The 12,190-nt window shown below is 70.2% G+C and carries 10 protein-coding genes; 5 read left to right on the top strand and 5 right to left on the bottom strand.

The annotated features are described in order from the left end of the window. Positions 1-1,926 (top strand): aminopeptidase P family protein, encoded by a 1,926-nt coding sequence (locus ACT6XY_RS04330; RefSeq protein ID WP_444747101.1) that lies wholly within the window; start codon positions 1-3, stop codon positions 1,924-1,926. A gap of 134 nt (positions 1,927-2,060) precedes the next feature. Then, positions 2,061-3,767 (top strand): methyl-accepting chemotaxis protein, encoded by a 1,707-nt coding sequence (locus tag ACT6XY_RS04325; RefSeq protein ID WP_444747100.1) that lies wholly within the window; start codon positions 2,061-2,063, stop codon positions 3,765-3,767. A 68-nt stretch (positions 3,768-3,835) separates the two neighbouring features. Here ACT6XY_RS04325 and ACT6XY_RS04320 read toward each other — a convergent pair whose 3' ends face one another. From ACT6XY_RS04320 to ACT6XY_RS04310, 3 genes are all read right to left on the bottom strand, one after another. Then, entirely contained in the window at positions 3,836-5,137 is a 1,302-nt protein-coding gene (locus ACT6XY_RS04320) for an amidase (RefSeq protein ID WP_444747099.1), read from the bottom strand. A gap of 114 nt (positions 5,138-5,251) precedes the next feature. Continuing rightward, positions 5,252-6,535 (bottom strand): ArgE/DapE family deacylase, encoded by a 1,284-nt coding sequence (locus tag ACT6XY_RS04315; protein WP_444747098.1) that lies wholly within the window; start codon positions 6,533-6,535, stop codon positions 5,252-5,254. A 40-nt stretch (positions 6,536-6,575) separates the two neighbouring features. Beyond that, on the bottom strand, positions 6,576-7,865 hold the full coding sequence (locus ACT6XY_RS04310; RefSeq protein ID WP_444747097.1) for an ArgE/DapE family deacylase: 1,290 nt from the start codon (positions 7,863-7,865) through the stop codon (positions 6,576-6,578). 208 nt (positions 7,866-8,073) lie between these two features. Between ACT6XY_RS04310 and ACT6XY_RS04305 the strand changes: the two genes are divergently transcribed. Then, positions 8,074-9,099 (top strand): histone deacetylase family protein, encoded by a 1,026-nt coding sequence (locus ACT6XY_RS04305; protein WP_444747096.1) that lies wholly within the window; start codon positions 8,074-8,076, stop codon positions 9,097-9,099. Here the strand turns inward: ACT6XY_RS04305 and ACT6XY_RS04300 are convergent, their stop codons facing one another. Then, positions 9,100-9,315 carry a YgaP family membrane protein gene (locus ACT6XY_RS04300; protein ID WP_444747095.1) on the bottom strand — a complete coding sequence of 72 codons (216 nt, stop codon included), beginning with the start codon at positions 9,313-9,315 and terminating at the stop codon, positions 9,100-9,102. Between the two features lie 85 nt (positions 9,316-9,400). Continuing rightward, positions 9,401-10,087: a Crp/Fnr family transcriptional regulator gene (locus ACT6XY_RS04295; RefSeq protein ID WP_444747094.1), complete on the bottom strand. Its 687-nt coding sequence runs from the start codon at positions 10,085-10,087 to the stop codon at positions 9,401-9,403. Between the two features lie 125 nt (positions 10,088-10,212). Between ACT6XY_RS04295 and ACT6XY_RS04290 the strand changes: the two genes are divergently transcribed. Then, the gene (locus ACT6XY_RS04290) at positions 10,213-11,898 is read left to right on the top strand and encodes an FAD-dependent monooxygenase (RefSeq protein WP_444747093.1); all 1,686 of its coding nucleotides are present in this window, start codon (positions 10,213-10,215) and stop codon (positions 11,896-11,898) included. Continuing rightward, a complete protein-coding gene (locus ACT6XY_RS04285; RefSeq protein ID WP_444747092.1) occupies positions 11,895-12,137 on the top strand; it encodes a hypothetical protein in 243 nt (80 codons plus the stop codon). The genes ACT6XY_RS04290 and ACT6XY_RS04285 overlap by 4 nt, the downstream gene beginning before the upstream one ends. The last annotated feature ends 53 nt before the right edge of the window (positions 12,138-12,190 follow it).

Here is a 12,190-nt window from a genome sequence, read left to right as displayed (position 1 = left end):
ATGCCCGTCGATCTCGAGGCCCTGAAGCCGCTTCTCGCCCGCGTCCGCGCGACGCCTCCGGCAAAGGTCGCCGACGGCTGGATGGAAGCGGCCTGCCCCGGCGCCACCGCGGCCGACAGGGAGCGCATCGCCGAAGCCCTCGCCGCGGTTCCCGCGCCCGCCTTCGACCGCGACGCCTCCCGCATCCCGGCGCTGCAGAAGTTCCTCCGCAAGGAGAAGCTCGCCGCCTTCCTCGTGCCGCGGGCCGACGAGCACCAGGGCGAATACCTCGTGGCGCGCGCCGAGCGGCTGCAATGGCTCACCGGCTTCACCGGGTCCGCCGGCTTCGTCATCGTCCTGCAGAAGGAGGCCGCGCTCTTCGTCGACGGCCGCTACACGCTGCAGGCCCCGGCGGAGACCGACGCCTCCGTCATCGCGTGCCGCCACTTCAAGAAGCCGCCGGCCATCGAGTGGCTGGCGGGCAAGGTGAAGGCTGGCGACCGCGTCGGCTTCGACCCGCGCATCACGCCGGTGAAGGAGGCCGAGCGCTGGCGCGACGCGCTCGCCAAGCGTGGCGCAGAACTCGTCGGCCTCGACCGGAACCCGATCGACACCATCTGGGCCGCCCAGCCCGGTGATCCCTTCTCCGCCGTCCACGTCCAGCCGCTGAAGTTCGCCGGCGAGGCGAGCGCCGACAAGCGCACCCGCCTCGGCGAGGACATCGCCGCCCGCGGCGCGAAGGCGGCGGTACTGAACCAGCTCGATTCCATCGCCTGGCTCCTCAACGTGCGCGGCGGCGACACGCCCGCGACGCCGCTCGTCCAGAGCTTCCTGATCCTCGCCGACGACGGCCACGCCACCTGGTTCGTCGACCAGGCGAAGTTCACGCCGGGCCTTTCCGCCCATCTCGGCAACGGCGTCACGGTGCGGCCCATCGACGCCTTCGGCGACGGGCTGAACGAACTGGCGGGCAAGCCCGTCACCATCGAGCCGGAGACCGCCACCGCCTGGATCGCCGACCGGTTGACGGCGGCAGGGGCGACCCTCGTCCACGGCGTCGATCCCTGCGTGCTGCCCAAGGCTCGCAAGAACCCGGTGGAACTCGCCGGCACCCGCAAGGCCCATATCCGCGACGGCGCGGCCGTGGCCCGCTTCCTCCACTGGATCGACCGCGAGGCGACGGGGCAGGGCGAGCTCGCCGTCATGGCGAAGCTCGAGGAGATCCGCGGCGACGACCCGCTGCACCGCGGGGCGGGTTTCACCACCATTGCCGGCGCCGGCTCCAACGGCGCCATTGTCCACTACCGCTCCTCGCCCGCCACCGAGCGGACGGTGGAGAAGGGCACGTTCCTGCTGGTGGATTCCGGCGCCCAGTACATCGACGGCACCACCGACATCACCCGCACCATTGCCGTCGGCACCGTCCCGAAGCGGCTGAAGGAGCACTACACGCTGGTGCTCAAGGGCCATATCGCCGTCGCCACAGCGCGCTTTCCCAAGGGCACGGGCGGGATCGCCATCGACGGTTTCGCCCGCCGCGCCCTCTGGCAGGCGGGCCTCGACTTCGACCACGGCACGGGCCACGGCGTCGGTGTCTATCTCGGCGTGCACGAGGGGCCGGCGCGCATCTCGCCCCTGTCGCAGGTGCCGCTGGAGCCGGGCATGATCCTGTCCAACGAGCCCGGCTACTACGAGACCGGCTCGCACGGGATCCGTCTGGAGAACCTGCTGGTGGTGACGGAAAGCCCCATGCCGGGCTTTCTCGAGTTCGAGACCATCACCTTCTGCCCCTTCGACCGGCGCGCCATCGTCACCGGCCTGCTGACCGAGGCGGAGCGCGAATGGCTGGACGCCTATCATGCTCGCACCTGGCGGCGGCTTCAGTCGCGGCTCTCTGGAGCCGACCGCGCCTGGCTGAAACGGATGACCGCGCCGCTGCGGAAATGACGCCCGAAACGCCAACATTACGTTACGTAATGGACGATTTGTGCGATATTTCCCATATATGAGCGGTCATTAGGTACCAATTGTTAATCGCATTTCCCCAATGGTTTTGGTGATTGAACCAAGCCGGGGCTTCCATGCGCTTTCTCTCTCGCCTCCCTCTCGCCGCCAGGGTCGCCGTCCTGTCGGCTCTCATGATCGCCGCCGTCGCGCTCGGCGCGGGCTTCTACGCAGTCTCGCAGATCAACGCCCGGATGGCCGGGATCGTCGAGGGCCAGGTACGCGACCGCAGCATCCACATGAGCCGTGCCGCCGAACTCGCCCTCCCCGGGGGCAAGATGGAGCGAGCCGGCAACACCACCGGCCCGGTCCTGCGCATTCGCGCCACCGCGATGCCCGCCCAGGGCGATCACAGTATCGTCGACCACGCGGCAGACGGCTCGTCGCTCTTCCTGCGCGATGCGGCGACCGGTGACCTCATCCGCTTCTCGTCCTCTGTCCGTGACGCGCAGGGCAACCGCGTCATGGGCTCGCGCATCCCCGCCACCTCGCCCATCGCCCAGGCCATCGGCCGCGGCGAGGTCATGACCGATCACATCACCGTCGGCGGCATTGCCCGGATCGCCCGCTACGTCCCGATCGTCACCCCGGACAACCGCGTCCTGGGTGCCATCGGCGCCGGCATCAGCCAGGCCGACGCCGATGCCTCGGCGGCGAGCATGCGCAGCGGGGTCATCATCGCCCTCGCACTGCTGGCGGTCCTCGCCACTGTCGGCGTCTTCTTCATGCTGACCGTCTTCCTCAAGCCCGTGCGCGAGGCTGCCGACGCCATCAACGGCCTCGCCGAGGAGCGTCATGTCGACATGACGCGCCACGCCGGTCGCCAGGACGAGATTGGTCTCATCGCCCGGGCCGTCGAGGGGCTCGCCCGCAGCCTCGCCGAGCGTGCGCAGATGCGCGCCGCCGAGGCGGAGCGCGGCACGGCCGAGCAGGCGCGCCGCACCGTCATGGAGAAGGCTGTCTCCCAGTTCGACGCCGCCATCGGCACGGTCATCGACCGCGTCGCCTCCCGCGCCGTCGCGGTGACCGGGGCCACCGGCACGGTCAATGCCGCCGGCGAGGCGGCGGAGGCCGGCGTCCGCGAGACCGTCCAGGCCACCGAGGAAACCATGCACCGCGTCACCGGCATCGCCGGCGCCACCGAGGAGCTGAATGCTGCCATCGTCGAGATTCGCCGCCAGACGGAAGAGGCCATGAAGGTCTCCACCGAGGCGACTCAGGCGGTGGAATCGGCCGCCGCCGACGTGTCGGGCCTTGCCGCCATGGGCGAGAAGATCGGCGCGGTCGTGGAGCTGATCCGCGCCATCGCCGAGCAGACCAACCTGCTTGCGCTCAACGCGACCATCGAGGCCGCCCGCGCCGGCGAGGCCGGCAAGGGCTTCGCGGTGGTCGCCCAGGAGGTCAAGCAGCTCGCCTCGCAGACCGCCCGCGCCACCGAGGACATCGCTGCCCAGGTCGCCTCCATCCAGCAGGCGACCGGCCGCAGCGTTTCCTCCATGGCCGGCATCACCGAGACGGTGGTGCGGATGCGGCGCGCCAGCGACGCCATCTCCACCGCCATCGACCAGCAGGCGCAGGCCACGCAGGAGATCGGCGTCAGCGTCGAGGGCACCGCATCGGTGGCCCAGACCGCCGGCACCGCCATTGGCACCGTGTCCGAGCGCCTCAAGGCGACCGGTTCTGCCATGGGCGCCCTCAACGACGTGGCAAAGGGCCTGGAGACCGACATTGCCGGTCTGCGCCAGGCGGTCGGCGCCTTCCTCAACGAGGTCAAGGCGGCCTGACCGCCCGACCCCCTCGCGCATCTTCGGAACGGCCGGGCCTTTGCCCGGCCGTTGCCGTTTGAGGGAGCCTAGCGCGCGAAGGCCTGCTCGACCGCGGCCGCCATGCGCAGCAGGCGGCGGTCCTGGCCCGCGAGGGCCGTCATCATGAAGCCGACCGGCAGGCCCTTCGCCTTGGGGCAGGGGATGGAGATGCCGGTGAAGGTGAAGATGTTGCCGACCGTGGTGTTGCGGAGCACCAGCCCGTTGGCGGTCCAGAACTTCTCGTCCGACGCGATCAGGTCGGAGATCTTCGGCGCCCGGATCGGCGTCGTCGGCAGGATCAGGGCGTCGACGTCCGCAAGACGGTCACGCATGCGCGCCACCAGCTCCGCCCGCTTGTTGACGAGGCGGATGTAGTCGGGGGCAGTCGCCTTGGCGCCGATGCGGATGCGCGCCAGCACCCGGGGGTCGAAGTCCCGGGCCCGCTCCTCCATCCACTCGGCGTGGATGGCGGCAGCCTCCATGGCGACGAAGGGGGCCCGCGCCATGGCGTCGGCGAGCTCCTGAAGCAGGTCCTCGATGGAGATGTCGGTAATCTGGGCACCGGCCTTCGCGAGCCGGGAGGCGGCGGCCTCGAAGGCCTGCTCGACCTCCGGCTCCATCTGGCCGAACAGGCGCCCGCGCGGGATGGCGAGCCTGAGGCCGGACAGCGGCGCCGGCGTCAGCGTCCAGGGCTGCTCTCCGGCCAGCACTGCGTCGGTCGCGGCGCAATCCGCCACGGTCTTCGCCAGCGGGCCGATCGTGTCGAGGGCATAGGAAAGGGGGAAGGCGCCGTTGAGGGGAATGCGGCCATAGGTCGGCTTGAAGCCGACGCAGCCGTTCAGTGCCGCGGGAATGCGGATGGAACCGCCGGTGTCGGAGCCCAGGCCCATGCGCACGGTCCCCTCCGCGGCGGAGACGCCGGCGCCCGAGGAGGACCCACCGGGCACGCGGCTCTTGTCGGCGGCATTGCCGGGCGTGCCGAAATGCGGGTTGATGCCGATGCCGGAGAAGGCGAACTCGCTCATGTTCGTCTTGCCGACGATGACGACGCCGGCCTGGCGGAGGCGCGCGATGGTCGGCGCGTCCGCGGCGGCCGGCGGCTGCGACTTCAGGATGATCGAGCCGGCGGTGGTCGTCTCGCTGGCGACGTCGAACAGGTCCTTGATCGAAATGACCCAGCCGTCGAGGGGCGACAGCTTGACGCCCGCCTTCGCGCGCGCATCGGCGGCGTCCGCCTCCGCCCGCGCCCGCTCCGCATAGACCTTGGTGAAGGTCACGCGTCCGTCGGAGGAGGGATCGTCGATGCGGGCGAGCGAGGCTTCGAGCGCATCGCGGACGGCGGTGGACATGGGAGGCACTCCGGCAAAGGTGAGGGCGCGACTGTCGGCAATGGCGGGGGGTGAGGTCAAGGCGGGTCTGCCGCATGGGCAGGTGGCGGGGGATGCCGTCCCCCGCCGGCTCGCTCACACCGCCTCGGTGCCGCACCACTCCGCCACGAACAGCGCCATGGACTTGGTCGCCTTGCGCAGGCTCTCGATGGAGAAGCGCTCGTCGAAGCCGTGCACCCGCTCGGCGGAGGGCCCGTAGTTCAGGGTCGGGATCTCGTCGAACAGCGCGTAGACGCGCCCGTCCAGATAGGCGGGCGTCACGCTCTCCTTGAGCGGCTCGCCCCAGGCGCGCTGGTGGGCGCGGCCGAGCACGGCCTCGGCCTCCGAGCCGGGGGCGAGGATGTAGCCCTCGGTGGTGAAGCCGTTGAACACGACCCGCGGCGGATTGTTGGCGAGGAAGCGGTCATCGCGGGCCGCCTTGGCGATGGTCTCCTCGATGGCGCGCATCATCGTCTCCGGCTTCTCGCCTGGGAAGATCGAGATGCGGCAGTCGACGGTGCACCAGGCAGGCACGGAGGAGGCCCAGTCGCCGCCCTTGATCTTGCCGAAGTTCAGGTTGATCGGGTGCGCCTCGTCCTTGAACAGCGGATGGTCCGGCGTCTTGGTGTTCCAGAAGGCCTCGAGCTCACGCAGCTTGCGCATCACACCGAAGGCCGCCTCGATGGCGTTCTGGCCCGATCCGGCCTCGCGGACGTGGACCGGATGGCCCTGCACCGTGAACTGGAACCAGACGACGCCGACATTGCCGCGGGTGATCTTGCCCTGGCTCGGCTCGGGGATCAGCGCCGCCTCGGCCTTGTAGCCGCGCAGGTGGCACTGGAGGGCGCCGTTGCCGGTGGATTCCTCCTCGACGACCGACTGCACGTAGACGGTCGCGGCCGGTTGCACGCCCGCGCGCTTCAGGGCGTCGAACACCGCCACCATGGCGCCGTGGCCGGCCTTCATGTCGCCGGCGCCGCGCCCGTAGAACCAGTCGCCGTCGATGCGCGGCTCGTAGGGCGGCGAGGTCCACATCTCCAGCGGTCCCGGCGGCACGATGTCGATATGGCCCTGCATGATCAGGCTGCGGCCGGTCTCCGCCTTCGGGCGGTGGATGCCGACGACGATCGGCGCAGTGGAGTGCGTGTCGGAGAAGGGCGAGCCGCCGGGATGGCGCTTGATCGCCTCCTCGTCCATGGCGAAGCGCTCCATGGCGAAGCCGCGCTTCCTCAGCTCCTGGAACACGAAGTCCTGGACGGCGTGCTCGTCGCCGCGCTGCGAGGGAAAGCGCACCAGCGTCTTCAGGTAGTCGAGCTGGGCGTCGAAGCCGTCGTCGACGGCCTTGACGATGCGGTCGGCGAGGGCGGGGTCGAGGGCCATGGATGATGCTCCGGCGAGGCGGGAAGGGAGGGGGATGGGGTCAGGGCTGGACCGGCTCGGTGCCGCACCATTCGGCGACGAAGAGGGCCATGGTCCGGGTGACGCGGCGCATGCTCTCCAGCGAGAAGCGCTCGTCGAAGCCGTGGATGTTCTCGGAAATGGGGCCGTAGCAGAGCGCCGGAATGCGATCGTACAGGGCATAGACGCGGGTATCGAGATAGCCGGGCGTCACGAGGTCCTGAAGCTTGGCGCCTGTGGCGCGCTCGTGGGCGCGGGCGAGCACGGCTTCGGCCTCGGACCCCGGTTCCAGCGTATAGCCCTCGGTGGTGAAGCCGGTGAAGGTGACCCGCGGCGGATTGTTGGCGAGGAACCGGTCGGCCCGCGCCGCACCCGTCACCGCCTCCTCGACGGCGCGCATCATCGTCTCCGCGCGCTCGCCCGGATAGATGGCGATGCGGCAGTCGATGGCACACCAGGCCGGCACGGAGGAGGCCCAGTCGCCGCCCTCGATCATGCCGATATTGAGGTTGATCGGGTGCTCGACGTCGTCGAAATGCGGGAACTCGCCCTTCTTGGCGTTCCAGCGGGCTTCCAGCTCGCGCAGGGCCCGGATGACGCCCTGCGTCGCCTCGATGGCGTTCTGTCCGGAGCCTGCGTGGCTGACATGGACGGGCAGGCCCGCCACCTCGACGCGGAACCAGACCACGCCGGTGTTGGCGCGAATGATCTTCTCGTCCTCGGGTTCCGGGATGAGCACGGCATCGGCCTTGTAGCCACGCAGGTGGCACTGCAGGGCGCCATTCCCCGTCGATTCCTCCTCCACCACCGACTGCACGGTCACAGTCGCCGCCGGATGCAGCCCGATGCTCGCCAGCGCGTCGAAGACGGCGAACATGGCGGCGTGGCCGGCCTTCATGTCGGCGCCGCCGCGGCCGTAGAACCAGTCGCTCTCCATGTGCGGCTCGAAGGGGTCGCGCGACCAGAGTTCGCGCGGGCCGGCCGGCACCACGTCGACATGGCTCTGCAGGATCAGCGTTCGGCCAGTCTCGGTGCGCGGCCGGTGGATGCCGACGACGATCGGCGCGTCGGAGTGGTCCTCCGTCACCGGCGAGCCGCCGGGATGGCGCGCGAGCGCCTCAGGCTCCATGGCGAAGCGCTCGGTGGCCCAGCCGCGGCGCTTCATCTCGGCGAGCACGAAGTCCTGGCAGGCGTGCTCGCGCCCGCGCGTCGAGGCGAAGCGCACGAGATCGGCGGTCAGCGTCATCTGGCGTTCGAAGCCGGCATCGACGGCAGCGACGATCTTGTCGGCGAGGGTGGGATCGAGAGGCATGGCGGCTCCAGCGGGGAGCGGCGAGCCTAGCCGTGCGCTGCGGCCGATCAACCGTCGCCGGCGCAGCCGAGATGCGCGCCCCACGGCGTATCGCGGAGCGGGGCGCCGATCCCGTCCGCAGTGCAAACCACCCCGCCGCGTGCCGGCCTTGCCTCGGCCCGCCATCCGGGGAACATGGCACAAACCTCTCCAGCCCGGTCGAATCCCGATGAAAGCCGTCTTCACCGACCTGCACAAAGGCCACGATCCCAAGCGCTTCATCCTGCGCGGCAAGTTCGCGCAAGGCGAGGAGCGCCCCGAGCGCGCCGAGCGCCTGGCGGCCGGCCTGAACGCGGGGAACCACGAGCTCGTGCCGAGCGAGGTCTTCGGACAGGGGCCGCGGCTCGGCGTCCATTCCGTCGACTACCTGCGCTTCATGGAAGAGGCGGCCGCCGAGTGGAAGACGCTGGCTGATGCCTCCGACGAGGTGCTGGGGAACGTCCATCCCGTCCGCCGCGGCGGCACCATGCCCCAGTCCATCACCGGCCGCGCCGGCTGGTACATGCAGGACATGGCCTGCGGCATCGGCCCCGACAGCTGGCTCGCCGCGTCCTCGGCGACCGACGTCGCAGTGACGGCCGCCGAACTCGTCATCGAGGGCGAGCGCGCCGCCTATGCACTCTGCCGCCCGCCCGGCCACCACGCCTACCGTGACGCCGCTGGCGGCCACTGCTTCCTCAACAACACCGCCATCGCCGCGCAGTACCTGCGCTCCGTCCACGACCGGGTGGCGATTCTCGACATCGACATCCACCACGGCAACGGCACGCAGGACATCTTCTACGACCGCGGCGACGTGCTCACCGTCTCTGTTCATGCCGATCCCTCGCGCTTCTACCCCTTCTTCTGGGGTTATGCGCACGAGCGCGGCACCGGCGCCGGCGAGGGCGCCAATCTGAACCTGCCGATCCCCGTCGGCTCGGGCGACGATGCCTATGTCGCGGCGGTCGAGGCCTCGGCGAAGACCATCGCCGCCTTCACGCCGGGCATGCTGGTCATCGCGCTTGGTCTCGACGCCTCCGCCGACGATCCCTTCGGCGGCGCCAAGGTGACGGCGGCGGGTTTCCGCCGCGCCGGCGAGGCCATCGCGCGGATGGGCCTGCCGACGCTCTTCGTGCAGGAGGGCGGCTATCTCTCCGACCAGCTCGGGCCGAACCTGACGGCGGTGCTGGGTGGCTTCGAGGCCGCCGCCTGATCAGCCCCGGCGGCCCGACACCGGGCAGGTGTTCATGCCGAGCAGCGTATAGGCCGGGCACCAGCCGAGTGCCGCGGTGGCGAGCGGCACGATGCCGATCCAGCCGAGCCAGTTGTAGCCGGTGGCGGGAACGCCGGTGATGGCGAAGAGCAGGAGGGCGATGCCGGCGACGATGCGCAGGCCGCGGTCGATGCCGCCGATATTGGTGCTGAACATGGGAGCCTCCGTCAGGGGCGCCAGCGGAAAGCCGGTGCCGATGGACGCAGTGGGCGCTTTTTCCGCGACACTGTCGGTGACCTCGTCACACGGAGCGGGCGAGGCGGGCCAGTTTCTCCGGCGCCTTGATCTGGATCACCCCACGCCCGAGCTCCACCATGCCGTCCTGCTCCAGCGCCTTCAGCGCCCGGCTCACCACCTCGCGTGCCGATCCAAGCTCGACCGCGAGGTCGTGATGGGTCGCGGTCACGGCGCCGTCCGCGGCGCGGGCGAGCAGGGCTTCGGCGAGCCGGCGGTCGAGCCTGCGGAAGGCGAGCTCCTCGAAAGTCATGATGAGGTCGGTGACGCGGCTCGCGTAACTCTCCAGCACCGCGTTGCGGAAGGCCGGCGACGCGCCGAGAAGGTTGTGGAAGAGGGGGGCGGGGATCGCGACCGCCGTGACGGCGCTCTCGCAGAGCGCTTCCGCCGAATAGGGCTCGTGCTTGAGCAGGCACGATGTGGTCAGCACGCAGCTCTCGCCGGCGGCAACCCGGTAGAGGACGATTTCCCGGCCGGATTCGGCGACGATCTGCACGCGCACCGAGCCGTCCAGCACGATGAGATAGGCCTCGCACGGTGCGCCCGGCACGAAGGGGTGGGCATCCTTCGGCAGGTGTACGACGCGCGCTCGCCTCGCAACCTGGTCCCGCGCCTCGGCGTCGAGGCCGGCAAAGGCGCCGATCCTCTCGATCCAGGCTGCGGCGGGGTCGGCCGGCTTCGCTTCGTGATCCATGCACCCGAGCCTGAGCCATTGGCTCCCCGGCTTCAAGCTGGCCCAACCGCTTGACACCCGCGGCGCCGCTCGCTCCCCTGACCGCACAAGGTCGCGGCTCAACGCGGCGGGAAGGAAGCGCATCCGTGAGACCCGAGGGCAGGGGGCCGCTGGACTCCCTCTATTTCACCTATCCCCATTTCGCCGCCGAGCGCACGCCGGAGCTCGACGGCGACACGACCCAGCACCCCGTCGTCATCGTCGGCGCCGGGCCCATCGGCATGACCGCCGCCCTGACCCTGGCGCGCTACGGCGTGCGCTCGCTCGTCCTGGACTCGAAGCCCACCTTCAACGACGGCAGCCGCGCCACCTGCATCGCGCGGTCCAGCTTCCACATCTTCGAGCGGGTCGGCGCGGTCGACGCCTTCCTCGCCAAATCGCTCGGCTGGACGACCGGCCGCAGCTCCTATCGCGGGCGCGAGATCTACCGCCTTACCATGCCGGACTCCGAGAACGAGAAGTTCCGGCCCATGTACAATCTGCAGCAGCAATATACCGAGCAGTTCCTCCACGATGCCTGCATGGCGAGCGGGCTGGTTGCCTTCCGCTGGCAGAGCGAGGTGACCGGGACCGACAACCGCGCCGAGGGCGTGACGCTGACCGTCGAGAGCCCGCACGGGTCCTATCCGCTCCGCGCCGCCTTCGTGCTCGCCGCCGACGGCGCCCGCAGCGCGCTGCGGGGCCAGCTCGGCCTGCGCCTGAAGGGCGACAACTACGAAGGGCGCTACGTCATCGCCGACGTGAAGATGGCCTTCGACCACCCGACCGAGCGGCGCGCCCTGTTCGACCCGGCTTCCAATCCCGGCGGCACCGTTCTGATGCACAAGCAACCTGACGCCATCTGGCGCGTCGACTACCAGTTGCGCGAGGGCGAGAGCCCGGATGAGGCGGTGCGCGAGGCGACGATCCGCGCCCGCGTCGGCGCCATCCTCGTCGATCTCGGCCATGACGGGCCTTGGGAACTCGAGTGGTGGTCGATCTACACCGCCAACACCCTCGCCCTCGACGACTACCGCCATGGCCGTGTGATCTTCATCGGCGACAGCGCGCACATCGTGCCGATCTTCGGCGTGCGCGGTCTCAACAACGGCCTCGCCGACGCCCACAATATCGGCTGGAAGCTCGCCTATGTGCTGAAGGGCGAGGCCGGCGAGACGCTCCTCGACAGCTATTCGCCGGAGCGGCGCGGCGCGACCCTCGACGTCTTCGCCAACGCCACCAAGAGCACGCGTTTCATGACGCCGCCGACCCGTGGCCACCGGCTGGTGCGCGAGGCCGTGCTCTCCCTCGCCCTCAGCGAGGATTTCGCGAGAGGCTTCGCCAACCCGCGGCAGATGCAGCCCTACACCTACGGGCAGAGCCCGCTGACGCCCTTCGCAGGCCGCGACGTGGAGTTTGATGCGGGCCCGGTCTCGGGCGCCGCGCTGGTGAATGTCCGCCTCGCCGATGGTTTTCTCTCCGACCATGTCGGCGACGGCTTCACCGCGCTGCTCTTCGCCGATGGCGCGGTGCCGGCCGACATCGCCGCCCTCGTGGGAGGCCTCGCGGCGCGCGAACCTCGCTTCCGCGCGGTCGTGATCGGAGGAACGCTCGAGCACCCTTGCGCGGTCCCGATCGCCGATCCCGGCGGTCGCCTCGCGAACGCCTACGGCGCCGTGCCCGGCACGCTCTATCTCGTCCGGCCGGACCTCCATGTCGCCGGCCGCTGGCGGCAGGCCGTGCCGGCCGAAGTGCTCATAACCCTCAATGCCGGTCTCGGGAGGCCGCAATGACCTCCGCTTCTACCCCCGCGACGCTCCCCTTCGAGGATCTCGAACGCGTCTACGAGCAGCTCGCCGCCGCCATCGACCGGGCGGGGGAGGCAAACGAGGCGCTGTTCCTGACGAAGCTGGTCATGGTGATGGCCCACCGTGCCGGCACCGGGCTTGACTTCGCGGCCTGTGTCGCCACCGCGCTGGACAGTCTCGACCTTGCCGCTCAGCCGGCGCCGTCCGTCCCGCCGGCGGCCTGAGCCAGGAGCGCCGCCCCTCCCGGCACCGGCACTTGTCGAGGGGTCAAAAGAAC

This window comes from Phreatobacter sp., from assembly GCF_052440005.1.
Taxonomy (GTDB): Bacteria; Pseudomonadota; Alphaproteobacteria; order Rhizobiales; family Phreatobacteraceae; genus Phreatobacter.
This window is presented reverse-complemented; position numbering and strand designations above follow the sequence as displayed.

Excerpts from the sequence above, each read along its gene's own strand:
- ACT6XY_RS04330 (WP_444747101.1), top strand. The coding sequence starts at position 1 with ATGCCCGTCGATCTCGAGGCCCTGAAGCCGCTTCTCGCCCGCGTCCGC.
- ACT6XY_RS04325 (WP_444747100.1), top strand. The coding sequence starts at position 2,061 with ATGCGCTTTCTCTCTCGCCTCCCTCTCGCCGCCAGGGTCGCCGTCCTG.
- ACT6XY_RS04320 (WP_444747099.1), bottom strand. The coding sequence starts at position 5,137 with ATGTCCACCGCCGTCCGCGATGCGCTCGAAGCCTCGCTCGCCCGCATC.
- ACT6XY_RS04315 (WP_444747098.1), bottom strand. The coding sequence starts at position 6,535 with ATGGCCCTCGACCCCGCCCTCGCCGACCGCATCGTCAAGGCCGTCGAC.
- ACT6XY_RS04310 (WP_444747097.1), bottom strand. The coding sequence starts at position 7,865 with ATGCCTCTCGATCCCACCCTCGCCGACAAGATCGTCGCTGCCGTCGAT.
- ACT6XY_RS04305 (WP_444747096.1), top strand. The coding sequence starts at position 8,074 with ATGAAAGCCGTCTTCACCGACCTGCACAAAGGCCACGATCCCAAGCGC.
- ACT6XY_RS04300 (WP_444747095.1), bottom strand. The coding sequence starts at position 9,315 with ATGTTCAGCACCAATATCGGCGGCATCGACCGCGGCCTGCGCATCGTC.
- ACT6XY_RS04295 (WP_444747094.1), bottom strand. The coding sequence starts at position 10,087 with ATGGATCACGAAGCGAAGCCGGCCGACCCCGCCGCAGCCTGGATCGAG.
- ACT6XY_RS04285 (WP_444747092.1), top strand. The coding sequence starts at position 11,895 with ATGACCTCCGCTTCTACCCCCGCGACGCTCCCCTTCGAGGATCTCGAA.